This is a genomic window from Mucilaginibacter sp. UYP27 (assembly GCF_040547175.1).
GTDB lineage: Bacteria > Bacteroidota > Bacteroidia > Sphingobacteriales > Sphingobacteriaceae > Mucilaginibacter.
Genome location: NZ_JBEPPE010000004.1, coordinates 214586 through 240019, shown reverse-complemented (window position 1 = coordinate 240019; position 25434 = coordinate 214586). Strand labels below are relative to the sequence as shown.

Genomic DNA, 25434 nt, shown 5'->3' with positions numbered 1-25434 from the left:
ATTAAAATTTAACACTTAAGTTTAGGCCATACGTGCGTGTAGTAGGTAAGCCTCCAGACTCGATACCCTGTGCAAAAGCCGAATAGCTTGATTCCGGATCGATATTATCTGTTTTCTTCATGATGTAAAACAGGTTACGGCCAACTAAGCTGATCGTTGCGCTTTTAACCGCACCCTTAAACAAATTAGCAGGTAATGTATAACCCAATGTTACCGAACGGAATTTGATAAAGCTGGCATCCTGAACAAACAATTTCGAAACATTGTTTGCAAGGTTATTGTAGTAGGTGGCAGCGTTAGTAGGTTTAGCAGTTGTGCCAAAGTTACCTAAGCGGTTAATAGTAGTTGCCTCGTGCAAGCCAAAAACGTACCCATAATAATCTGTAGTAGAGAAGATCTTGCCACCCCATTTACCGTCAACAAGTACCGAAAGACTAAGGCTTTTGTAAGTGAATGTATTGCTAAAGCCCGCTATCCATTTCGCGTAAGCAGAACCATAAGCTTTTAATTCGCCCTTTGACGGTAGCCCTGTGTTAGGATCAATTGCAATATTGCCGCTTGCATCATACGCATAATCATAAGCCATTACCTGGTTGGCCGGTAAGCCGGCTACTTGCTGGGTAAAACCAACACCGCTACGTGATGTTGCCAATAATAATCGGTTTGTACCGGTGGCTAATTCTATAACTTTACTGGTGTTAACAGATCCGTTAAAGCTGGAAGCCCAAGTAAATGTGCTTGATTTAAACGGCGTTCCGTTAATTAATAATTCGAAACCTTTGTTTTGTAATTTACCAATGTTTAACACAGCAGCGCTATAGCCGGATGATGCTGAAGCAGGGGCTTTTACAATCTCATCTTTTGATTTTTTATTATACCAGGCCATGTCAACTGTTATCCTGTTATTAAGGAAGCCTAACTCCGCACCAATTTCAATCTCAGAAGCATATGATGCAATTAACGAGTTATTTGGTACTGCATCATTGGCAATGCCGCCTAATGGTAAACCATTTAAAATAGCGCTGTTTAGATTGTAGCTAAGCTGCGTTTGAAACGGCGTTGTTGCTTGCCCTACACCGGCATAACCGGCCCTCAGTTTACCATTGCTTAACCAGCTTGGGTGCCATAATTCAGAGAAAATGAACGCACCGCTTATGGCAGGGTAAAACTTACCTAACTTATTATCCTTGCCGGGAGTTGCTAATGTCGAGAACCAGTCATTGCGCCCTGTTCCTGTAATGTATAATAAGTTTTTGTATGACACCTCCAGGGTTCCGTAAACAGCCTGTGTTTCAAGATCGCCGGGATAATAGCTTACTGATTTATTGCTGATTGCATTTGTTAAATTATAAACAAATGGTACGGCAAAATTGTCGCCACCGTTAACGATAGACTCCGAGCGTGTTCTGCGATAACTTGCACCTGCGTTTGGTGTGATGGTGAAATCGCTGTTTATTTTAAAAGGTTTACCAATTAATACATCTGCGGTAATATCCTTTACGTTAGTAGATTCTTCTGATATTGAACCATTTAAACGATAAGCTGTACCTGTAGGTACGATACCGGTTATACGATCATTATAAGTATCACTTCCTACACGGCCTTGGATAAAGGCACCGCCATCAAAATTATAGCGTAAGCTAACATTTGATAACAGCCTTACCCTTTTAGTATTGTTAACAAAATTTTGAGCAGCAAACCATGGATTTGTTGCATAAGTGTTGGCGCTGTAACCATATTCGTTACCGTTGGCAATGCTGCCGTTGTTAACACCTTTTAAGGTATTGATATCTACGCTTGTTGGTAGAAACCATGCGTTGAAGTTAGGGTTACCGGCACCATCACCAACATACGGGCGATTGTTACCCTGCTCTAATATGTAATTGGCCCTTGCATTTATAACAAGGTGTTTATTAATATCATAGCTGCCGTTTAAATCAAAAGTTTGCCTGTTAAGCCCCGAATTTGGCACAACTGAATTATTATGCATATCGCTGGCTGATAAACGAACAGAACCACCGTCAAACATTTTATTAAATGCTACAGTGTTTGTTAACGTGTTACCTGTTCTGTAAAATTTATCAAGATTGCCTTTTTGAGCAGTGTAAGGCCTGATAACGCCATCAAACTGTACGGCGCTTGTGGTTGAACTAAAAGGCGCACCATAACTTGATTGGCCTGATTGAAATGCTTCCTGTAAGGTTTTGGGCGCTGTGTTGGTAGCACCCTGGCCGTATTGGTATTGCCAGTGGGTTGGGTCAATAATGGTTTCGGCAACATAGTTAGAGTTAAATTCTACACTATTGCTTTTAGCTGTCTTTGTAGTTATGAGTATAACCCCTGCTTTTGCGCGCGAACCGTACAATGCTGCCGCGGCTGCACCTTTAAGTACTGATATGCTTTCGATATCATCGGGGTTAATGTTACTAATAGCATCTCCATTGTCCGACGAGTTATCATATTGGCTACCACCATTGTTGTTTCCTTTGCCCGACAGATAACTTGCAACACCACCCGGCTGGCTTTCAATAGGCACGCCGTTAACCACATATAACGGTTGGTTTGTTTGCGAGATGCTGGATACGCCACGAATAAGGATATTTGTAGATGCACCAGGCCCGCCAGACATGTTACTTACGTTTACGCCGGCTACCTTACCAACTAAGGCATTAACAAAATTTGGTTCGCGCGCCTTGGTAAGGTCTTCGCCTTTAACTTCGCTTACCGAATAACCTAAAGAACGACGCTCTTTTTTAATGCCTAACGCGGTTACTACAACCTCGCCCAGTACTTTAGAATCTTCGGCAAGTGCAATGCTTAGGTCAGCGCCGGTTATTAATTTGGCTTCCTGTGTTACATAACCTATGTAGCTAAACACCAAAATATCGCCAATTTGCGCATTTATGGTAACTGCACCATTTACATCAGTTTGGCCACCAATACCTGTGCCTTTAATTTTGACTGTTACGCCAGGTAATGGCTGGCCGGTGTTGTCTCTTACAGTTACCTTAATAGGTGCTGCGGTTGATGCATTGCCGGTTGCACGTACATGCAACCCAAAGTTTCCCTTAATGGAGCCAACATTGTGGTTTGCGGCATAAGCCCCACAAGTAACCCCGGGAAGAAAGAGGATTAGTAAAAATTTTTTTTTCATTTGTTGTTTTGTTAGTTGATAAGAGATTTGTTAGTTTTTGTATGTGATTATTTGTTTGTTGCAACGCTTTTTTAAAAAAAAATCAAAAAAAGTCCCTGTTGGCTCATTTAAGGCCATTATTAAGTTGGTACTGGTAAGCATTGCTCAACCATCGTAATAATTTGATCGGGTGGGCTTGGTTAATTGTTGTTAACTGCCTCGTTTAAAGCTGTAATGCCTTAGTAAACTGCTAAGATTAAACATATTGTGATAAGAATTTGTATTAATTTGGCATTAAATTTACGTTATTACCAAATATAATTAATAATTGATGTTAAATCCAAACTTTTTTAAAAAATTTAATAAGTTTATTAGAGTTAGTAAGATTTTAAGCTTGTGAACTTTTTTTTACTGCAAATTTTATAGGTGATTGTCGGTAATCAGAGAATTAACGGCATATAATTGTAATAGAGTAAACAACTATCACCGTTTCATTATAAATTATAATATAAATTCTATAGAACTTGTAGTTATTAGAAAGATATTTATATTTGCAGTGTAAAATCTACACTGATGAACAGTTTACATCCGCTTAAAGGATCAAATTTCATTCTTACCCCGATGCTAATGCCTAGTAAGGCAGGCGTCTGTTGTTGCTGTTAAAACGCAACCCTTTCCATTTAATTTTTCCTGGTTCAGCATTTCAATAGGGCGCAGCCCAACGGATTGATGCTACTTAAACAAGAACTCACCACAAATGAAATAAGTTTTTATAAAAAAAACCGGCAAGGAAGCCTTGCCGGTTGTGTAGATGAAAGATCAGCTCTGTAACGGCAATCACTCACTAATCTTCATCCGGGTTTACTAATGCATAACATCAAATAAACTTTTTAAAGATATGGAATATTATATCCATGGAAAAAATAGAGCCTTAAAGTTTCTCAAATTATTCGTACTGCTCTTATTACCAATAGCCTCTTTCGCACAAACCGAACCACAGCCAACTATTAATTCCCGGTTGGAGGGCACGGTGCTCGATTCTACCACAAAGCAACCCGTTCCGGGTGCAGTTATCCGCATCAAGGGGACTACCAATGCCGCTGCTACAGATCTAAATGGCAAATTTCAGTTGATTACCGGTCAGCGCTTTCCTTATACCTTATCTATAAGCTATTTGGGTTACAAAACCCGCGAAGTTATAGCCAGTGGCAGCCCAGTTACCATTAGTCTTGTAGAAAATATTAACCAACTGAACGATGTGGTTGTAGTAGGGTACGGAACCCAAAAACGCAGCGACATCACCGGTTCAGTAGCATCTGTATCTAAAACACTGCTTAACCAACCTGCAGCATCGTTCGATAATCTTTTGCAAGGCTCGGTATCCGGCGTGGCAGTAACGCAAAACTCCGGGCAGCCGGGTAGCTCGGCAACTATCCGCATCAGGGGAGGTAACTCTATCTCATTTGGTAACTCGCCGCTGTATGTTATCGATGGCTTTATTATCTATAACAACAACGATAACGTTAACATCGGTTCTAACGGGCCAAGCGCTAACGCGCTATCTACCATCAACCCCAGTGATATTGAATCGATAGAGGTGTTAAAGGATGCCTCGGCTACAGCTATATATGGTTCGCGGGGGGCAAATGGTGTGGTAATTATTACCACCCGCCGTGGTAAAAAGGGCACCAACAATGTAAGCTTCAGCACCTACGCGGGTCAGCAACGCATAGCCAAAAAGCTCGATCTGTTAAATGGCTCACAATGGGCATCGTTAATAAACGATATAAACCTGAGTGATAATGTTGCTAAAACCTATACAGATGCCCAGGTTACTGCCTTTGGGAACGGATCTGATTGGCAAAGCGCGGCACTTCGCAATGCCCCGCAGTATAATGCTGAGCTTTCCGTTTCGGGTGGTGATGAGAAGTCGAGATACCTTATATCGGGGGCAATTATTTCAAACAGGATGGTACGCTTTTAAACACCGGATTTGAACGCTTTAGCGAGCGGGTAAATGTCGAACGAAATGTTAGCGACAAATTCCTGGTATCGGCCAACATCTTCGCCAGCCGCTCTACACAAAATAAATTATATGGCAGCAGCTACAACAGTATAGGTTTTGGAGGCGCGTATGCCAATTTAGTTAATACCAGCCCTATCGCGCCCATCCGTAATACTGATGGCAGTTTTAATACAAGTAATCCTTTCAATGCTACACCAACCAATCCGCTTCAGGATATTAAATCAACAATAAATACGGCGTACTTAACCCGCACGTTGGGCAACATAGCAGGCGAATACAAACTATTAAGCGACCTGGTGTTGAAAGTAACCGTTGGCGCCGACCTGTTAAATACCACGCAAAACTATTATGCGCCGTCTTATGCTGGCTCGCCCGCCGGCAGTTCAAACGGGTATGCCGCGCAAGGTTATGCCTCCATAGGCTCAGGATACGCTAATAGCTGGCTTAATGAGAATACTTTAACATACAACCATACCTATGCAGAAAAGCATTACTTAAACGTACTGGCAGGTTACACCACCCAGTATGAGCAGGCAGCCTCATCGGTAGCTATCGCCCAAAAATTCCCTAACGATCTTACCTCGTTCAATAACCTGTCTTATGCCGGTGTTGCCAATTTGCCAACATCAAGCGGCCGCAGTTCGTCGTTAAATTCTTATTTGGGGCGAATAAACTACTCATTTGAACATAAGTATAATGTTACCATTTCCGAACGTATAGACGGTTCTTCGAAACTTGGCGCTAATAACAAATGGGGTTTCTTCCCTTCAATCGGTGTGTCGTGGAATATAAATAAGGAGGCGTTTCTATCGCAAAGCAAAACCATAAGTAACCTTAAGCTTAGGTTAAGCGCGGGCCAAACCGGTAACTCCGAAGTGCCAGCCTATAGTTCGCTGGTTACACTGGCTCCAACCAACTATTATTTTAACAGCACGCTGGTTACAGGTATTGCCCCTTTACAATTGGCAAACCCTGACCTTAAATGGGAAACTACTACCCAATATGACGCCGGTTTCGACCTCGGTTTGTTTGATAACCGCGTTAACCTCGTATTTGATGCTTACTACAAAAAAACAACCGACCTGCTATTAAATGTTCCATTGCCACTTTATACAGGTTATGCCAGTTCGTTACAAAATGTGGGTAGTGTAGAAAACAAGGGGATAGAATTTAGCTTAAATACTGATAACATTAAAACCAATTCTTTTTCGTGGAAAACCAATATTGTTATAGCAGCTAACCGTAACAAAGTATTAAACCTTGGGCCAAACGTTAGCAGTTATTTCCCGCTTGCACCAACGGGCAGGCAATCGCCGGTTATTGTTAAAATAGGCCAGCCGGTAGGCACTTTTTGGGGATATGGCACAAACGGTTTGCTTACCGCTACAGATATAACCAACCATGTACCGCTGCTTACCGGCGTACCACAACAGGTAGGCGATACCAAATTTGTTGATACCAATGGCGATGGCACCGTTACAACCGACGACCGCCACAGCCTCGGCAGTGCCCAACCAAAATTTACAGGTAGCATCACCAATACATTCACCTATGGGCATATAGATCTTTCGGTTTACTTGCAGGGATCATACGGAAATAAAATTTTTAACCTGTTGCAGCAAACGTTGGAGCGGCCTACGCTTACGCTTAACTCATCGGCGACGTTACTTAATCGTTGGAGCCCAAGCAACCCTAACGGTACCGTACAACGAGCAACAAACGCCCCTGTACCACAGGTTACGGACAGATATGTAGAGAATGGCTCTTACTTAAGGTTAAAGAACGCATCGTTTGGTTACAACTTTAGCAGCGGGTTGCTTTCAAAAATACATGCCAAGCAGCTTCGCGTTTATGTATCGGCCCAAAACCTGGCCACCATCACCAAATACAGCGGCCTTGACCCTGAAGTGAATTTTTATGATAATGACAACACCAAGCAAGGTATCGATTACGGGAGTTACCCGTCAGTCAGGACGTTTCTTGCGGGTTTAAATGTCACCTTTTAATTAGCCCAACTATGAAAAATAGCATACAAAATATAGTAGTTACAATATCAGCTTTAGCGTTTGCATTAACATCGTGCAAAAAACTGAATGAGGATCCCAATTCCATAATTGTTGCAGATCAGTTCTATAAAACACAATCAGATGCCGTATCGGCAGTTAACGCGGCTTATAGCACACTAAATAGCGACCCTGCCGGAGATTTTCCGCTTTATGGCCGCCAATTAAACTTATTGGTAGAGAACGGGAGCGATAACCAGGTTTATAGCCCAAGCAATACAAACCCCGATGTCCGGGCCTTGGGCACCGCAACCTTTATATCGGCTAATAGCCGGGTCCAAAAAGTATGGCAGCAATTATACTTCGGCATTAACCGGGCTAACATTGCCGTAGATAAGATCCCCGCTATACAGTTTGATACCACTACGAGGGCAAGATTGGTGCGCGAAGCTAAGTTTTTGCGCGGCTTGCTTTATTTTAATCTGGTAAGGCTATACGGCGCTGTGCCGCTTGTGTTGCACGATCCTACATCTATTAAGCTAAGCGATCTGAAGGTTCCGCGTACATCTGTAGACGGCGTTTACACGCAGATCATAGCCGACCTGAAAGATGCCACCAACTTACCCAAAACATACAGCGGGGCTGATAAAGGCAGGGCATCAAGCGGTGCAGCGCATACATTACTTGCAAAGGTTTATGTAACCCGTAAGGACTGGCCCGCAGCCCAAAAAGAGTTGGAAACGGTTATTAATGGTGGTTATGGTTATGCTTTGTTCACCAATTACCGGGATGTATTTCAAAAGCCGACTAAAAACGGGGTAGAGCATATCTTTTCGGTACAGTTTGAAAGCAATCTTGGCGCTGTTAACAGCACCCAAAACCTGAGTCAAAGCTTTTCGTCGTTCAACCCGGGCACACTGCCAATTGATATCCCGGCAGACCAAAACCTGGTGAAGTTATTTACTACAGCAGACAGCCGCCGTGACGTGACTTTCTACAGCGAAGTATTTAATGGCGCCACCGGCAAAACAGTGGTTTACAGCAATGCCTACACGCCATACTTTAACAAGTTTGTTGATTACAGCTTATCGCCATTAACCACCCAAACACAAAGCGGCATAAATTATCCTGTATTAAGATACGCAGATGTGCTACTGCTATATGCCGAAGTACTTAATGAACTGAACGGCCCTACTACGGATGCTTACAAGGCAATCGATCAGGTTCGCAACCGCTCACATGTGGATGCGCTTACTACTGGCTTAAGCCAATCTGCCTTTCGCGATTCAGTGTTTTTAGAGCGGCGTAAAGAGTTTATACAGGAAGGCCACCGTTGGTTTGACCTGGTTAGGAGAGGAGGGACTTACCTGGTTGATGCCCTGCATACGCTGCCTGCAAAATCTGCAGCAAGCGCGAAAAATAATTTGTATCCGATAACACTGGTAGAAATTCAGCAAAACCCTTTACTCACACAAAACCCCGGCTATTAATAAATTTTTCATTAAAACTAAATATTATGACGCTATCAGATGTAAACATTTTAGCAAAGAAGATACTGGTGGGCATCATTGTCACCATAGTACCCTTCATCCTCATTTTTGGCGGGCTGTGGCTTACGCCGAGGTTACTTAGTAAAGTAGATAATAATAAACAACACACGCAAATTAAACCATAGCATTATGCAAATAGAAACCGCAACCAGGCAAAGGATAGTGAAGAACGTTTCCCTGAGCCTGTTCATTTTTATACTGCCTATCCTGGCCATGTTCGTCACTTTTTACTTTACCGGTGAGCGCCCTTGGGAACACCAAAAAAAAGGGCAATCAAAAGAAATTAACACATCAATAGACAAAAAAAGCAATACAGAAAATGGAAGCAACGATTGAGTTTTTTAAGAAAGTGATCGAAAACCTGAATGGGTTCGGGTTTCCGTTCCTCGTGTTTTTTATAGGCATAGCCGAATTTTCGTTCGGCCTGTACAAAGGCAAATGGCCAAAAAATGAAAGGTTTGTAGATATCGCCTGTTTTACCTTGCCGCGGCTTATCATTCGCCCTGCGGTGGCTTATTTTGGATTGAAATTTTTACCGCAGGTATTACCTGCTTTTAAAAACGACTTTAGCTGGGTGCCATTTTGGTGGGGTTGCGCAATCATAGCAGTGGCAGATGATCTTACCCAATATTGGTATCACCGCCTGCATCATGAGATACCATGGTTATGGCGTTTTCACCGTACGCACCACTCGGCATCGTACATGGGCATGGCTATGGCCAGCAGGCAAAACGCCATTTATACGTTGTTTTTTTCGCAAACCTATTTAACTACCGCTTTGGTTTACCTGGGCCTGGGTATCCCGGCCATTGTAGTGCGAGGTATAAAAGGTACTATAACCACACTGGCACACTCCAGCATACCATGGGATAAACCCTTTTACCAATACAAAGTGCTGCATCCGCTTGCCTGGGTATTAGAACGATTGATATCTACCCCGGCAACACACCACGCGCACGACGCGGCAACTACAGATGATGGTGTGGGTTATTATAAAGGTAATTTTGGCAACATGTTCTTTTTGTGGGATATTATATTTGGTACGGCCTTAATAAGCAGGCAATATCCCAAAGTTTACGGGATATCGCATTACGAAGGTGACCAGTGGTACGCCCAGTTGCTTTGGCCGATATTTAAATCGAAAGTACCGGGCAGCGAACTTTCTAAAGACGGGCCTGTTGTTAGGCTTGATGATCCGGCCCTCGCCAGCCTGGCTCCCGAAGTTATAAAGCAGCCGGAAGTTTCAGCCAACCAAACAAAAACCTATGCACCTGCCTGATTTTTGATATACAATGCGAAATGCCCGGATAATACCCGGTATTTTGCATTGTATATATCCTTATCGATGTCGATGGAGGGCTGATATCTGGTTTACAGCCGCCAAAAATATTAATATTGATGTTTTTAGCTTAAGCATTGTTAAGTTTGGGACGGATTATAGCAGTATATGCTTAAATTTGTACGCAATGACTGAACTGAACGAATATGAATGCGAAATGCTGGATGCTGTGCTGGAAGCTTTTGGCATACCGGATAGTTTAACAAGAAACCAGTTGCTCGAACTTTTTGACCAGGACGAGGCCACGGCCTTTGCCCTTGTACAAATACTTACCCGTGAAGGCTTTATTGCTGAAACGGGCAAGCATGGCGATTATGACCTGCCCGAAAAGCTGGTATTGAAACCTAAAGGCGACAAGTTCTTGAAATCGGGTGGCTTTGTGCGTCGTTATACACAGGAGCAGGAAAAACCTGTAGAAGTAAGCGGTACGCTATCTAAATTGCAGCAGCAGAATATGAAGTTGCAAAATGAGAAGTTAAGCCACAAATCGGAAGTAAGTAACCTCAATAAAACCATAGCCACGCTTAAAACCCTTCAATACCTATGGTGGGGGCTTATTGTGCTCGCACTCATCATAGGATATTTTATTGGCCATGCCTACGGCGTAAAAGCCGTGAAGCATTAGTGTTAAACTTATAGATAATATATCTCACATAAAAAGGAAGGCTACATATGTAGCCTTCCTTTTTATTAAACATATAACCGAATAGCTTTACTAATATTTGAATAATATAACGAGAATGAAAAAAGAATTATCAGAACTAATTATAGCCCTGAAAAGTAAAGTAGCTAATTTTAGTGATGTTATAGCATTTATTGAAACTTACTATACCCATCAACCAACCGCGTTTAAAAATGGTGATACTTATAACGAGGCTACTCAAAACCAAGGTAGTGCCAAGGTGCTTACCTTTGCCAAATTGCATAGTCTTGGTAAGGAAGATACACTCCAATTATTTGCAGAGCATTATCAATCGGTTTTAGATACGCCAGACGCAGAAGACCACCAGAATATCAGGCAATTTATGGCTAACGGATGGCAGGGGATAGCCTTTGAAGGAAAAGCTTTATCAGCTAAATAAACGAAGGCCGCAGTTAATCACCGCGGCCTTTGTTTTTTCAGGAAGCACTTATAGCGCTTTTATTTCTGTTTTTAATTTCTTTTTAACTTTCTTTTTTAGATAGTCTTTAGCGTGTTCTTTAAGCTCATCGGCTGCCTGATTTATCTCTCTTTTTTTGCGGATATATAAATAAGTTATTGCCCCTGCAAACATAGCGCCTATGGCCAATCCTGCAATTAAAATGCCGCTGTTATCTTTTTCTTTGAATGGGTTTTTCATATCAAATTTTTTAAATGGACGTATTTAATTACGATCCGGTTATTGATATAACTATTACATCATCCGTTTTGTTTAGTTGATACATTCATTATTTCCAACTTGTAACAAACTGATATTTTCCAGATCCTGCCTCGATTGTCTGGTATCCCGGTGTGTTCTCTTTATCTTGAAGCAACCGTAGACTTTTGCCATTTTCTGTTACCAAGCCGTTATTTTGTATGGGGATCTGAATGGTTGCGGTTGCGTTTGCCGGTATCTCAATATCCAGGTATAACTTACCAGCAGATATTTTCCAGTGCGATCTTACCATACCGTAGTTGGTTTCATAATCTGCATTAGCATAACTTAATGCGCCGCCTAAAGTTGGTTTAATAATAATGTGCTTATAACCTGGGCCATCAGTTTTGGTATCTATACCGGCAATAACGCGGTACATCCAATCACCAATGGCGCCATAAGCGTAGTGGTTGTACGAATTCATGGATGGGTCTTCAAATGTGCCATCGGTTTTAATGCCATCCCAACGCTCCCAAATGGTAGTTGCACCCGCTTTTATCGGGTAAAGCCAGGATGGATAGGTATCCTGTAGCAATAGTTTGTAAGCAACATCAGCATGGCCAAACCTGCTCAACACATGGCAAAGATACGGCGTGCCCAAAAAGCCAGTAGTTAAATGATAATTGTATTGTTTAATGTTTTTAACAAGCCTTTGCGCTGCTTGCGGCCTTAAACTGTCGGGCAGCAGATCAAACGCGAGCGCCAACACGTAGGCCGTCTGCGTGTCTGATGAGATCAATCCGTTTGGCGTTACGTATTCTTTTAAAAACGCGCTTTTAATTTGAGCGAGCAGCTTTGTGTAATAAAGTTCGTCAGCTTTATTATTAAGCACTTTGGCTGCGTTGACCAGGTTTTGTGTGGAGTAAGCGTAAAAGCACTGCGCTATCAGATACTTATTGGTAATGGCCGATGAACCATCACGATCATTATTTACGCTGTAGAAAAGCCAGTCGCCAAAATGGTCGCCGGTATTCCAAAGGCCGTTCTTGGTTTGTTTTTGGATAAACTTTACCCATGCCTGCATACTTGGATATTGATTTTCCAGGATCTGTTTATCGCCATAGGCAAGGTACATGGTCCATGGTACAATGGTTGCCACGTCGCCCCAGCCTGTGCTGCCGCCGACTTCATTATTGCCGGTTTTAAAAACATCAGGAATTATAAATGGGATACTGCCGCCGGGATATTGGTCTGCAGCTACATCTTTAAGCCATTTGGTGAAAAAGTTGTGCGCATCCATGTTGAAGGTGGCGGTGCGTGCAAATACCTGTGCATCGCCTGTCCAACCCAGCCTTTCATCACGTTGCGGGCAATCTGTGGGTACATCCAAAAAGTTGCCTTTTTGCCCCCATTGGATGTTATGCTGAAGTTGGTTAAGCAAGGGGTTTGAGCATTCGAAACTACCCGTTGGCTTCATATCCGAATAAACAGCAATAGCTTTAAAATTGGCGGTATCAAGCTTGCCGCGTAACCCTTCCACCTTTACAAACCTGAACCCCTGCCAGGTAAACTGCGGCTCGAAGATCCGGGTCGATGTGTCTTTTAAAATGTATATATTTTGAGCCTTTGCCGCCCTGAGGTTTTCGGTATAGAAATTGCCGGCCTTGTCCAAAACCTCGGCATGCGAGATCTTGACAGAATCGCCCGCCTTGCCCTTTACCCTAATGCTAACCCAACCTACCAGGTTTTGCCCAAAATCAATCACCTGTTCGCCAAGCGGTGTTTTGATGACCTTAACAGGCGTAAAGTTTTCGTGCTTTCGTACGGGTTCGTTGTAAGTGGCAATAAGGTTATCCAGAGGATACGATTGCGGTTTTACGCCTGCCCATTTCTTATCATCAAACATTGTTGTCGCCCATCCCGGTTGCTCCAGCCGGGTATCGATGGTGCATCCGTTATAAATTTCGGCAGAGCGCAGGCTCCCGGTCGATGATTTCCAGTTCTCATCAGATAACACCCTTTGGTGCGAGCCGTCCGTGTAAGAGATTTCTATCTGTAATAACAACCCGGTTTCTTTCCCGTAAAAATCCGGCCTTGGGTTATATGGCCCCAGCGGACTGCGATACCAACCATTGCCAAGCGTTACACCTATGGCGTTGCCGCCTTGTTTTATCAGGTTTTTAACATCATAAGCTTGATATTGTAAACGTTTGTTGTAGCTTGTCCACCCAGGAGCAAGATAATCATTCCCAATTTTTTTGCCATTGATCTGCGCCTCGTAAAACCCATGGGCGGTTATATAGGCAGTTGCAGCCTTAATTGTTTTTTGCGAATTAAAGGTCGCTCTAAGCAAAGGGGCAGGGCCATTGATCTCGTTATTTACAGCCGGGCCTATCCATTTGGCATGCCAATCGTTTGTGGACAGAAGGCCCATTTGCCAGTAAGCACGCCCAGTCCACGGCGATGCATTACCATAGTTATCCCAAACCCTCACGCGCCAAAAATACTTGCTGCCTGCCTTAAGCGCTTTGCCACGGTAAGCCACATAAATTGATTGATCTGAAATTACCTTACCACTGGCCCAATAATGTGTATTAGCTTTGGTTTCGATAGTATCAACCTCAATTTCGTAAGCTTTTTGGGTTACGTCACGCCTGGTGTCCTCCACAATTTTCCAGCTAAAGCGTGGTGTTTTGGTGTCTATACTGATGGGGTTTTCCAGGTTCTCGGTGCGTAAGGTGGTAACAGAAACCTGGGCCTGTGTTAACTGGGCCAGCAGGAGGCAGGCAATGCCTGGAAATAGTTTCTTCATTAATTAATTTTCGGTTAGGTTCAGCTTTTTAAATGCTTTTACAACGTTTTTAGTAATCACTTCGTAACCTTTATCTGATGGGTGCAGGCCATCAAAGGTCATTTTTTGTGCTTCGATGGGGTAAGGGTAATCATCTACACCCGGTTTAAAAGGAATATCAATTGAGTGTGGATATTTATAATTGGTGTAGTTCCCGAGCGCGTCTTTTAATCTTTTAAATTTCACAGTATTTTTTATGCTGAGGGCTTTATCATGAAAAAGATCTACCACGGGCAGGTTCTCATATTCGCCTATTGCCAGTACGGCGTTCGCAAAAGCGTCTAACTTTTGGCCGTTCTTTTCTTTGTAATTGCCGTAAGCGTTGTTGAGTGGGTCGTTAATGTAAACAAAATCGTTACGTTGCATCGGGGTTATCAGCACAATCTTGGCGGCTGGGTTAAGGCTGCGGATCTTGTTAATGATCTTACGGAAAGCGCCGGACGATGTACCTATACCGGTGTCGTTTTTATAATCATCGAGCGTGCCGGCGGGCATACCACCCCACCAGTCATTTGTGCCCAGAAAAACGGTGTAAACATCCGCCTTAACAAGGCCAAGGTTCTCAATTTCTTTGGCGATGCCCGGCGTAGACCAACCGTTATGCCCCTGGTTAACGTATTTAATATACGGTAAGGCCTCGGTAACACCTGTTAAATATCCTTTCGTGACCCTGTTTTTTGTTTCGTCGAGATGGTCGTTCAGGTAGGTGATAGAATCGCCGATGGCAACCCACTTAACCTCTTTTTGGGGAGTAAAAGATAGTATGAATAGTGCTGTAAGTATAAAAAGGGCATTTCTTTTTAAAAGAGTTATTTTGCCGTGAGCCATAGGTGTGGGTAGTAATTGGTGATTGGCAAATTAATTAAATGTTAGCAGATAACTGTGTCACACTGTTGCGAATCATCACAAAAAATACAAGCACAAAAAAATCCGCTGTATTTACAGCGGATTTTTGCATTTAATATATGATAGACTTATAGAAATAAGGCGTCCTATCCGGAGATGGCTAATAAATAATCCATACTCAGGGTGTTTGATGCTAATTGGCGGTTATTATCATATGGTTTACCTGCCAATCGGATCTGCTGGTTTTGGGTAATGCCTTGCAGGTGCACAGTTTGTTTATCAAGGCCAAGCCCGTTAACATCAAGCATATTGTAGGCATATTCCGAGATCAGCATATCGTTATTCAATTCTTTTGTTTTAGCCTGTAACCGCGATGCGATGTTAACAGGTAAACCCATAACAGAAAGTTGCGCGGGTGCGTCTAATCCAAATTCGCCTACAAAAACACGGCCTGCATGTAAACCAACGCCTATCTGTAATGGGCCACCATGGAATGGCACCGCATAAGCATCGTTAAACAAGTTAACGGTTTGGAACATCGTTTTTGCAGCTTGGTAAGCGTTATTCACCGCATCGCGAAGCCCGGTTTCTAAACCAAATACCGCATATAAATTATCGCCGGCTATTTCTACCACTTTGCCCTGCAGGTTTTTAACGATCTGGTTAAAGGCAGTGAATAAACGGCGCACAACGGTAATAACGGCCTGCTCGGGCTGCGATTCCATTAAGCCGGTAAAATTGCGGATGTCAAGAAAAAGTATAGCTAACTCGCGTTCTTCATCGGGCGCAGAGTGGTTGAGAGCGGGGCAAGTATTTAGTGATAAGCAGGTGTTTTGCATGTTGTTTAGTATCTGTTATACTGATGTAGACGCAAACCTCACCAAAACATTTTAAATAAAATGGAGATTTTATTTTCCTGAGATAGGGGTGACAGCATTTGTATTTTTAAATGACAAACTATTGCCGTAAACAACAAAAAAAGGGCACTGTCCCACTTTTAGTTATATAAGCGAGACGTTTTTTATAAAAAATTGATATTCAGGTAATTGTATTTTTATAAACTTTACTTATACTTAAAGTTATTATTCATTAAATAAATTCAATTATCTGCATAACAAATACTTAAGCATATTTGTGAGGGTGTCCCATTTCATTTTGAATGGGACAGCATGGGACACCTCATTTTTTTGATTTTTTAGCTTACTAATTATACTTTTTATTTACTATTCAGAGCTTTCTTTATAGCTTGTTTAGCCAAAGGTGCCATAATTTTATAACCGGCAAGGTTGGGGTGCACACCATCTTTAGAAAGGTTGGCGGGCAGGCCGCGCTTATCATCGGCCATGGCGGTAAAATAATCCAGGTAAACCATATTATTTTTCGCAGCGAACGCTTTTAGCATATCGTTTAAGATCTTTACTTTTTCGGTAGGGACAATCGCCGGCCTCCAGGGGAAAACATTTGCAGGCAATACTGATGACAGCACCACCTTTATGCCATGTGTTTTAGCCAACTCGGCCATAGAAAATATGTTACCAGCCACATCTTCTATTTTAGACGGGCCATTATTTTCGGCGATGTCATTTATACCCGCGAGTATCACTACTGCTGCCGGTTTTAGGTTGATCACATCCTCGCGAAAGCGCAGTAGCATTTGCCCCGTTGTTTGGCCGCTTATGCCACGATCCACGTAATTGTTGGATGCAAAAAAGGTTGAATCGTTAACGATCCAAAAATCGGTTATCGAATCGCCCATGTACACTACGCGCTTTTCTCCCTTAGCAGGTGCCGCCAGTTTGCTGTTGGCTTCTTCGTAACGTTTAATATTTGGCCAGTCCTGTGCCGATGCAGTTAGGGTAATGGCCATAAATGATAATAGTAAAAGAGCGTTTTTCATAGTAGGTGCAATTTATAAAATATATGTATTAACCGTATATACGTGATTCCTTTTTATCTATTGCCTTGCACAAAAGATACTAATTACTAAATTAGCCATCCTTACAACAAATTTATGTTAAGACGCAATTTTGTAAAACTCTCTGCCGCCGGTTTTGCCGCGGTAATGCACAGCCGTTTAACTTTTGCCAATGCTATTGGCAATTCGCTTATTAATAACCCCGACGAGGCCTGGGCACAGGTTAATGACCAATGGATTAAACTTGCCGGTAAAGGTGGGTCGGTATTTACCTACCGGGATATAAAAGTTGAAATTAAAACAAGCGGTAACGAGCAAGCTGTTCATGTGCAAGCGCCCCTTAGCGACTTGCAGGCAATACGGTTTAAATGGAAATATCAGACTGCTAAATACACCAGAGTTTTTGGCGACCATTGGGAACGCAGCTACGGCGACCTTGCATGGCGCGCACCAGATGCTAACACTAAGAACCCATGGTATGCACTGTTATATGATGATAAGCAAACCGCTTGCTTTGGTGTGAAAACCGGTGCCAATACAATGTGTTACTGGGAAGTTAAAGCCGATGCAATAGAATTAACCATGGATACCCATAGCGGCGGGGTTGGTGTAAAACTGGGTCAGCGTACACTGCATGCGGCAGATATTGTGACCGGCCTGGGCAAAACCAACGAAACGCCATATGCTACGCTAACCGATTTTTGTAAGGTAATGTGCACCAAACCACGCCTGCCAAAACAACCGGTTTATGGTATTAACGATTGGTATGTGGTGTACGGCAAAAACTCGTTCCAAACCATTAAAGACCAAACCACCGCCATGGCCGAACTGGTTGGCGATACCAATAACCGCCCGTTCTCGGTAATTGACGACGGCTGGCAGCAGCCCGACGATTTCTCGATAGTGAACGATAAGTTTAAGGACATGCACAAAATGGCCGACGAGGTGAAAAGCCACGGCATGCGCCCCGGCTTGTGGACACGCCCCTTAATTGCCCGCAAGGATGACAGCAAAACCCTGCTTTCCCCCAAAATACCGGGGCGCGGGCAGGATGATGAACTGATCCTTGACCCAACCATTCCGGAAAACCTTGCACGCGTAAAACGCAACATAGCCCTGTACAAAAAATGGGGTTACCACATGGTAAAGCACGATTACAGTACCTGGGATATTTTTGGTAGATGGGGCATGCAAATGAAAGATACCTTTACCGCGCCCGGCTGGAAGTTTTACGACCAAACCAAAACCAACGCCGAGATCATGAACCAATTATATGGTTGCATCCGCGAAGCGGCAGGGGATATGTATATTATTGGCTGCAATACCGCGAGCCATCTATCTGCAGGGGTGTTCGAACTTAATCGCATTGGCGACGACACCAGCGGAAAGGAGTGGGCACGTACCAAAAAAATGGGGGTGAACACGCTTGGGTTCCGCTTGCCGCAAAACAATACTTTTTATGCAGCCGATGGCGATTGTGTGGGCATCACCAAAGATGTACCATGGGATAAAACTAAAAAGTGGTTACAACTATTGGCAGAAAGCGGGTCGCCGCTGTTTATTTCTGCCGAGATAGGGTTTATTGGTGCCGAACAAAAGGCAGCCATTAAACAAGCATTTGCTAACGCCGCCCGTGTACAACCAAACGGCGAGCCTTTGGATTGGCTGACCAACCAGTTCCCCGAGAAATGGAAACTGAACAACCACGAAGTAACTTTTAATTGGGATTGATTTATCATCGCCGACGGCAAACTATAGCCTCTATATTAAGTTAATAAATGATGGAAAACGTAGACTTAAACGAAGTATTGATCCACGCGGCGCGTAAAGGAGAAATTCCTGTAATTGAAGAACTTTTAAAACAGGGAGTTAGTGTTGAAGCAAAAGATGCTAAAGGATATACACCCTTAATAATTGCATGCTACAATAACCAAATTGAGGCGGTGCGCTTTCTGCTGGATAACGGCGCTGATATAAATGGCGCTGATTTTGGCGGGAACACCGCGCTTATGGGCGTTTGCTTCAAAGGTTATGCCGATATTGCTCAATTGTTAATAGACAGGGGCGCAAATCTAAATCAAATGCACGGCAACGGGGGCACAGCATTGATGTTTGCCGCCATGTTTGGCCGTAATGATATGTTGAAACAATTGCTTGATGCCGGGGCTGATAAAACCCTTACCGATGCGCGTGGGCTTACGGTCTATGAAATAGCCGCCCAGCAAGGTAATGAAGGCGCGTTAGCTGTATTAAATTAATAAAAAAAGCGCCTTGGTTATCAAGGCGCTTTCTGCAAATATTTAAGTTAAGCCGGGATCTTTCTCGGCTTTTCGCGTTCCCAGAAGCGATGTTGCTTTATTGCCTCGATAAATTCTAAGGCCAATGTAGCTGCATCATCACCTACAATAACACCTTCATCGTTTTCTATTTTTTTGCTGAAATAGGTTGCTTCTAAAACCTGCATAGCACCTGCATCTGCCGCAATTGCTTTACAATGTTTAAAAGCTTCGTTCAGGAAGTGTATGGCATCAGGTTCTGCTTCTATCGAAGCAACGCTATTGCCGCCGCCGGGTACATATACGGCATCAAACAATACAGATGCGGCTGTTAAAAAACTTTCATCAGCCTGGATCCTTTCATCGTTAAGCGATGTGATAAATCCTAACCTTGGTGCAATAACGTTAACCGCGCCACCTTCGTTCTCAACGGCTTCTTTAACGGCGAATAAGGCCGTTTCGTCTACCCCATCAGCAGCCAGTATGGCTACCTTACGGGTTTTGATACTGTCTTTAATGGTGTTAGCCATGCTCAATGCTTCTGATTTGGTTAACGAGCCTTCTACCTGTACAGATTCGTAATCTTCTACCGCGGCATCCGCAGGGATACTTTTGTTAATAGGTTTTTCCGGAGATTGAGGTACATGCAGGCCTAATGCATAGGCAACTTCGGCAGCAATGCCTTTATCAATTAACGATAAGATACCTAACATACGTTCGCGAATGGCAACAGTTTTTACTTTACCCAATTCAAAACTCAAAGCATCAACGATGTGGTTTTTTTCCGGGTCTGACTGGCTGTTGAAAAATAACCTTGCCTGGCTAAAGTGGTCAAGGAAACTTTTACTTCTCGCGCGGATCTTAGTGGCCTCTATCCGTTCGGGAAAGGTTACATAACCGCCCTGCTCGGCCCTAACTTGCTCCGGCGAATTGTTATTAAGCGAATTTGGACTGTAGCTTGTTTTGCCCGCATCAATATTTTGACGCGAAAAGCCGTCGCGTTGGTTGTTGTAAACCGGTACTATAGGCCTGTTGATAGGTAACTGTTGAAAGTTTGGCCCACCTAAACGCAGCAGTTGTGTATCTGTGTACGAAAATAAACGGCCTTGCAATAATGGATCGTTTGTAAAATCGATACCAGGTACAATGTGGCCCAGGTGGAAAGCAACCTGTTCTGTCTCGGCAAAGAAATTGTCGGGGTTTCGGTTCAGGGTCATTTTACCAATACGCTGAACAGGTACCAATTCCTCCGGGATTAGTTTAGTCGGATCGAGCAGGTCAAATTCAAACTTAAACTCATCTTCTTCGGGAACAATTTGTACGCCTAATTCCCATTCAGGAAAAGCGCCGCTATCAATGGCATCCCAAAGGTCGCGACGGTGAAAATCCGGGTCTTTACCCGATATGTTTTGTGCTTCATCCCAGGCAACAGAGTGCACACCCAATAAGGGCTTCCAATGGAACTTTACAAAGCTCGCAACTCCGTCTGCATTAACAAAGCGGAAGGTGTGTACACCAAAACCTTCCATCATACGATAGCTGCGGGGCAGGGCGCGGTCACTCATGGCCCACATGATCATGTGCGCCGACTCGGGCATTAGTGAAATAAAGTCCCAGAAAGTATCGTGGGCCGATGCCGCTTGTGGTATCTCATTATCCGGCTCGGGTTTAACCGCGTGGATCAAATCAGGAAACTTAATGGCATCCTGGATGAAAAACACAGGCATGTTGTTACCAACAAGGTCAAAGTTGCCTTCTTGCGTGTAAAAGCGCACCGCAAAGCCACGTACATCCCTTGCAAGGTCAGTTGAGCCCTTTGAGCCTGCTACGGTTGAGAAACGTACAAATACCGGCGTTTCTGTTTCGGTATCATTTAAGAATAAAGCCTTTGTTACGGCCGACTGGCTTTCGTATAATTTAAACACCCCGTGCGCGCCGGAACCGCGTGCATGCACTACTCTTTCGGGGATGCGCTCGTGGTCAAAATGGGTTATTTTTTCGCGTAAAATAAAATCCTCTAAAAGGGAGGGGCCGCGGTCGCCAGCTTTTAAAGAATTCTGATCGTCGTTTATTTTTAAACCGGTGTTGGTCGTCATCTGCTGACCAGCGGCATCATCCCGAAACTGGCCTAATTGTTCGCTTTTTTGATTAGTTGGTTCGGTGGCCGGTTTTACGGTTTTTTCGTTTTTTGCCATAATTATGCTTGTGTAATGGTTGCGGTAACTTCGGTTAATTTATCGTCGGCTGTTTTTTCTTCGGTAAGCGTTTGCTCAAGAATAGCAGCAACATCTGTTAAACCTAAAGTTTTGGCTAACGCTGCTAAGCCACCATAGGTAGCAATTTCATAATGCTCTACCTTTTGCGATGCCATAATAATACCTACATCACGCGCATCAGTACCGGCTTCGGTGCTTTCAACAATGCCTTCACCTTCTTTAGTAAGGCCTTCCATTGCATCGCATTTTTTTGCGATGATCTTCTCATCCAATAAACCAAATATTTCTTCAAGCCTGCTAACGTGGCCCTTCGTTTCTTCGAGGTGGTTTTCGATAGCTGCTTTTAAATCTGCCGAGCTTGCAGCAGCAATCATTTTGGGCAGGTTTTTTATCAGGTGGTTTTCGGCCCAGTAAATATCCATTATTCCGTCTTTAAAAAGTTCGAGTAAACCAGTGTCGGTTTTTTCTGGCGACGCTGTCGCGAATTTCGGCTCAGTGCCGGTTTCTTTTTTAGCCATGATGTTTTATGTTGTGGTTGTTTTTAACACAATTAGTTGTACAAATACAAGCAGCAAAACAGCAAAATGTTTTAACCAGTTAGAAATAAATTAAGTTAGAAAGATTTAATAGAATCATCAACAAAAAATCAATGAAGATGAATTGTTGGCATAAATATCTTATAAACAAGTATCTATGTTAGCTTATCCAGTTTAAAATAACCCAAATGTATGACATCTTCCGGCAAACCGGGGGATGGGGCTATTTCTATTTGATACTTATCTTTAAGAGCTGGAGACAGCATCTCTTCAATGCGGTAAATGTCATCTACATCTATGCCATATTTATCATCAATGTGTGCATTGGCACCTTTCACCTGTGCGATTGTATTGGTACGGAAGAACGCTGTCTTTTTTGATTCGTGGATAGCAAGGCCGCGGTCATTTTGTACGGTAAGCACTACGTAATGCTGTTCGGCTAATTGGTTAGCCTGGTAACCGCCAAGATTAATGAAAAATAGTTTGTTATCAGATTGAATAACTGCATCATCTTTCGGTACTACTTTTATAGCATACCCATCAACGGCTTTTACTTCGCGCCAGCCATCAATATGCAAACTAGTACCGGTATTGCGCCAAAAGGCCTTTATATCGGGCACAAGATCTTTTAACGAGTTGGCGATGCCGAAAAAAAAATCATGCTGCTCTACGTGCCTGCCCGGCGCTTTAGAGCCTAATAATAACATGTAAAGTTTTGGTGTATCGGCTAATATTTCAGTAATCATATTGTTTAACTATTCAGGATGCTTTTGATGATATGGCCTGATGCTTCCTGGCAAAAATCGAGCCCGGAGTAGTCGGGGTTGTAACCGCCAATGTACGGGACAGCCATAATATAAATGCGCTCGTTAAGCGCGCCGTAATCATCCACCGCCTGGAAGCTGTCATTTATGGCGATGCCCGGCACGGTCAAATAATATCCGCCTTTACCGTCACTTGCCACTTTCTTATTGTCGTTTTCAAGTGCTTTTAGGCCGTTTTTTGATAATTTAAACCACAGTTTTGCCGGGGTGACCGTGCGGTTTTCGCTTAATCCTTTGTACGGAAACTCATCGAACGTAAGGTGTGGCTGGCCTACGCAATCTACATAGGTCTTGTAGGTGTCGGCGTGTTGCTTTCCGTGTTCATCGGTATAATGGTAGATAGCCCCACCATCTTCTACCGGCTCTATATAGCTATCCTCACCAACGGTAACTATTTCCAGGGCACCTGCCTGGTGCAAAGCCATCATCTCTTCCACCGAACTTTGAGGTGCGTAAGCTATAACCACTGATATTAACGGCATTAAGGTTTTTTGCAGCCTCATCATATCCTCTGCAGAAAAATATTTGGCCGGATAGTTCATCGCAAAGCTTAACACCCCAAGCATCTCTTTCCAATAAACAGACTTGCGTTGTTCGATGGAAATTTCGGCTTCTTTATATTCCATTTTAAACAGTTCGAAAGGTTCTATGCTTTCGCGTTGTTCCATAATGTCGGTTACAACGTTCTCCATGCGCATATCCTTTATCCGCTCGTAAAAATCTGGTTGTTTCTCTTTAAAAGCAAGTTTAAAATCTTTTTCAAACACCAGGTCCAACGATAGAAAACCATTGTTATCGTCGCGGTTTTGCTTGATGTCTTCCTTCGTAAGTTCCGCTCCTGTAGCCAGGTGCGAATCTTCGAGATGGAACCTTACCGCAGGCAACAAACCGTTGCGCGAATGCATCACCATCTTGAAGCCTTTGCTGTTGGGTTGGACGGTGTATTTTACTTTACCATCTTCATCCTTATCAAATATTCCGTTATGGCGCGATAAAGTACGTATGGCGTCAATCGCGGTTAAGGATGATCCCCGTATAGCTATGGCCTCATTGGTTGCAAAAGCAAGTTTTACAGGGGGGTAGGGCGAGTCGAAATACCCGGGTATTTTACCCTCATTTTTTTTTGGCCAGTTGTGGCCGGTACAAATTATTATATGATCAAATTCATGTTTGTGCTGATTGTTTATTTCTACAATAACTGTTTGTTGTTCAGTGTTATCGGTTACGTTACTTACAGTACTGTTAAAGTTGATTTCAAACTCAAGGCCTTGCTCTTTTGCTTGTTTTTGCAGCATGCTAAACTGCGCCGTAAGGTATTGGCCAAACAGCAAACGGGGCAACACCTTGTACTCGTTAAACTTGTCAGGATCAATGTGAAATTTGTCCAGCGTGTCTTTAGAAACGGTTTTTATCCATTCATTGATAGTGGTGACCATTTCGGGGATCTCGTTACCGGATACATTGGTAACATGCTCATCGTTAGATCCCCCGTTGCTGTAGGGCATGCCAGCGCCCAGCACATTATTTTTTTCGAAAATGGTGATGGAGAAGTCGTCGCGCTTAGCGTCAACAAACTGCTTAAACATAAACAGGGCACTTGGCCCACCACCCAAGATTGCTACGTTTTTTTTATTTCTCAACTTATTAAATGATAAAGTAAAGTATGCTATATGAATTGCAAACAGGATAAATTGTTTTCAATATCGGGGTAACTTTTAAATTTTTTTAATATCCTATTTTTTGTGCCAAATAGTTAACATACGAGATTTAGCTATGACCTTAAAGCTGATTTATCCTATTAATTTAAGATTTCTACCTTTTTCTTTTCGAGGAAATTCAGTTATCTTTCAGCACTAACTTTATTACATGAAAAGAAAATTTCTGTTGTTGCTTAGTGCAGCATTCTCTTTTGTAATTTTATTCACTGCTTTTACTGCAGGTGTTTGGGGTGTGATACAAATTACGATGAAAAAAGGAGGAGAGATGTACCGCCTACCGATAACCTACCTGGATAAGATATTGGTGAGGGGTTATTCGCCGTAGCGTGAATTTTATTCGCCCGCATACGATCATCCTAACGACAGGGATGCAGAAACTGATCTTAGATCTATTATTTACTGGCAGCCAAACGTAGTTACCGATGCCGATGGTACAGCCACCGTAAGTTATTTTACTGCCGACGAGCCCGGCACTTACCACGTAGTTGTTGAGGGCCTTAATTTGGAAGGTAAGTTGGCACGTAAGGTGTTTGATTTTAAAGTAGGGAAGTAACGGCAAGCAATAACATATAAATTAAAGCCCCGCGTCACATACTGATGCGGGGCTTTTTATCAAAGATCATATTCCCCCTATTTAATAGTACAATCTTTTGATAGTAATAAACCTTAATGCCCGCCAGTTTTCGGGCGATAAGCTTTTGCAATTTTTACCCTTGTACCGGTAGTATTGCCTGCAATAAAGTAACAACCATTTTAAAACATGGGCAATACTACATATGTAGTATTTTACGCGCCCTACAAGCTGTTTTAATGCTAATTAAAAATATTTTTAACGCTAAGTTTTTGCAAATGAATTGGTTAAAT

At 43.0% G+C, this 25434-nt stretch carries 21 protein-coding genes; 11 read left to right on the top strand and 10 right to left on the bottom strand.

Going from position 1 to position 25434, the window contains the following annotated elements; all coding sequences use genetic code 11:
• Position 1 precedes the first annotated feature (1 nt).
• On the bottom strand, positions 2–3154 hold the full coding sequence (locus tag ABIB39_RS15245) for a SusC/RagA family TonB-linked outer membrane protein (protein ID WP_354431024.1): 3153 nt from the start codon (positions 3152–3154) through the stop codon (positions 2–4).
• An 877-nt stretch (positions 3155–4031) separates the two neighbouring features.
• On the opposite strand from ABIB39_RS15245, the gene ABIB39_RS15240 reads away from it, so the two are divergent.
• From ABIB39_RS15240 to ABIB39_RS15205, 8 genes are all read left to right on the top strand, one after another.
• Positions 4032–5117, top strand: coding sequence for a TonB-dependent receptor plug domain-containing protein (locus ABIB39_RS15240; RefSeq protein ID WP_354431023.1), 1086 nt, complete (start codon positions 4032–4034; stop codon positions 5115–5117).
• Positions 5069–7165: a SusC/RagA family TonB-linked outer membrane protein gene (locus tag ABIB39_RS15235; protein WP_354431164.1), complete on the top strand. Its 2097-nt coding sequence runs from the start codon at positions 5069–5071 to the stop codon at positions 7163–7165. The genes ABIB39_RS15240 and ABIB39_RS15235 overlap by 49 nt, the downstream gene beginning before the upstream one ends.
• Before the next feature lie 11 nt (positions 7166–7176).
• Complete coding sequence (locus ABIB39_RS15230) at positions 7177–8652, top strand: RagB/SusD family nutrient uptake outer membrane protein (RefSeq protein WP_354431022.1); 1476 nt, start codon at positions 7177–7179, stop codon at positions 8650–8652.
• A gap of 26 nt (positions 8653–8678) precedes the next feature.
• Positions 8679–8837, top strand: coding sequence for a hypothetical protein (locus tag ABIB39_RS15225; protein ID WP_354431021.1), 159 nt, complete (start codon positions 8679–8681; stop codon positions 8835–8837).
• Between the two features lie 4 nt (positions 8838–8841).
• Positions 8842–9048 (top strand): hypothetical protein, encoded by a 207-nt coding sequence (locus tag ABIB39_RS15220; RefSeq protein ID WP_354431020.1) that lies wholly within the window; start codon positions 8842–8844, stop codon positions 9046–9048.
• The gene (locus tag ABIB39_RS15215) at positions 9032–9991 is read left to right on the top strand and encodes a sterol desaturase family protein (protein WP_354431019.1); all 960 of its coding nucleotides are present in this window, start codon (positions 9032–9034) and stop codon (positions 9989–9991) included. Before ABIB39_RS15220 ends, ABIB39_RS15215 begins: the two co-directional genes overlap by 17 nt.
• A 187-nt stretch (positions 9992–10178) precedes the next feature.
• The gene (locus tag ABIB39_RS15210; RefSeq protein ID WP_354431018.1) at positions 10179–10676 is read left to right on the top strand and encodes a hypothetical protein; all 498 of its coding nucleotides are present in this window, start codon (positions 10179–10181) and stop codon (positions 10674–10676) included.
• Positions 10677–10791: 115 nt separating this feature from the next.
• On the top strand, positions 10792–11133 hold the full coding sequence (locus ABIB39_RS15205) for a HopJ type III effector protein (RefSeq protein ID WP_354431017.1): 342 nt from the start codon (positions 10792–10794) through the stop codon (positions 11131–11133).
• Between the two features lie 48 nt (positions 11134–11181).
• Here the strand turns inward: ABIB39_RS15205 and ABIB39_RS15200 are convergent, their stop codons facing one another.
• From ABIB39_RS15200 to ABIB39_RS15180, 5 genes are all read right to left on the bottom strand, one after another.
• Complete coding sequence (locus ABIB39_RS15200; RefSeq protein ID WP_354431016.1) at positions 11182–11391, bottom strand: LPXTG cell wall anchor domain-containing protein; 210 nt, start codon at positions 11389–11391, stop codon at positions 11182–11184.
• An 88-nt stretch (positions 11392–11479) separates the two neighbouring features.
• A complete protein-coding gene (locus ABIB39_RS15195; RefSeq protein ID WP_354431014.1) occupies positions 11480–14200 on the bottom strand; it encodes a family 78 glycoside hydrolase catalytic domain in 2721 nt (906 codons plus the stop codon).
• 3 nt (positions 14201–14203) lie between these two features.
• Positions 14204–15067 (bottom strand): SGNH/GDSL hydrolase family protein, encoded by an 864-nt coding sequence (locus ABIB39_RS15190; protein WP_354431013.1) that lies wholly within the window; start codon positions 15065–15067, stop codon positions 14204–14206.
• 164 nt (positions 15068–15231) lie between these two features.
• Positions 15232–15924, bottom strand: a complete 693-nt coding sequence (locus ABIB39_RS15185; protein WP_354431012.1) for an adenylate/guanylate cyclase domain-containing protein — start codon at positions 15922–15924, stop codon at positions 15232–15234.
• A gap of 377 nt (positions 15925–16301) precedes the next feature.
• Entirely contained in the window at positions 16302–16982 is a 681-nt protein-coding gene (locus tag ABIB39_RS15180; RefSeq protein WP_354431011.1) for an SGNH/GDSL hydrolase family protein, read from the bottom strand.
• A gap of 114 nt (positions 16983–17096) precedes the next feature.
• Between ABIB39_RS15180 and ABIB39_RS15175 the strand changes: the two genes are divergently transcribed.
• Together ABIB39_RS15175 and ABIB39_RS15170 are read left to right on the top strand one after the other, a co-directional pair.
• On the top strand, positions 17097–18731 hold the full coding sequence (locus ABIB39_RS15175) for an alpha-amylase family protein (RefSeq protein ID WP_354431010.1): 1635 nt from the start codon (positions 17097–17099) through the stop codon (positions 18729–18731).
• A gap of 50 nt (positions 18732–18781) precedes the next feature.
• Entirely contained in the window at positions 18782–19258 is a 477-nt protein-coding gene (locus tag ABIB39_RS15170) for an ankyrin repeat domain-containing protein (protein WP_354431009.1), read from the top strand.
• A 47-nt stretch (positions 19259–19305) separates the two neighbouring features.
• On the opposite strand, the gene ABIB39_RS15165 is transcribed toward ABIB39_RS15170, so the two are convergent.
• From ABIB39_RS15165 to ABIB39_RS15150, 4 genes are all read right to left on the bottom strand, one after another.
• Positions 19306–21471, bottom strand: coding sequence for a catalase (locus ABIB39_RS15165; RefSeq protein ID WP_354431008.1), 2166 nt, complete (start codon positions 21469–21471; stop codon positions 19306–19308).
• Between the two features lie 2 nt (positions 21472–21473).
• Positions 21474–22010 carry a YciE/YciF ferroxidase family protein gene (locus ABIB39_RS15160; protein WP_354431007.1) on the bottom strand — a complete coding sequence of 179 codons (537 nt, stop codon included), beginning with the start codon at positions 22008–22010 and terminating at the stop codon, positions 21474–21476.
• 173 nt (positions 22011–22183) lie between these two features.
• Entirely contained in the window at positions 22184–22774 is a 591-nt protein-coding gene (locus ABIB39_RS15155; RefSeq protein WP_354431006.1) for a DUF1543 domain-containing protein, read from the bottom strand.
• A 5-nt stretch (positions 22775–22779) separates the two neighbouring features.
• On the bottom strand, positions 22780–24492 hold the full coding sequence (locus ABIB39_RS15150; protein ID WP_354431005.1) for an FAD/NAD(P)-binding protein: 1713 nt from the start codon (positions 24490–24492) through the stop codon (positions 22780–22782).
• A 226-nt stretch (positions 24493–24718) separates the two neighbouring features.
• On the opposite strand from ABIB39_RS15150, the gene ABIB39_RS15145 reads away from it, so the two are divergent.
• The gene (locus ABIB39_RS15145; protein ID WP_354431004.1) at positions 24719–24895 is read left to right on the top strand and encodes a hypothetical protein; all 177 of its coding nucleotides are present in this window, start codon (positions 24719–24721) and stop codon (positions 24893–24895) included.
• Positions 24896–25434: the final 539 nt, after the last annotated feature.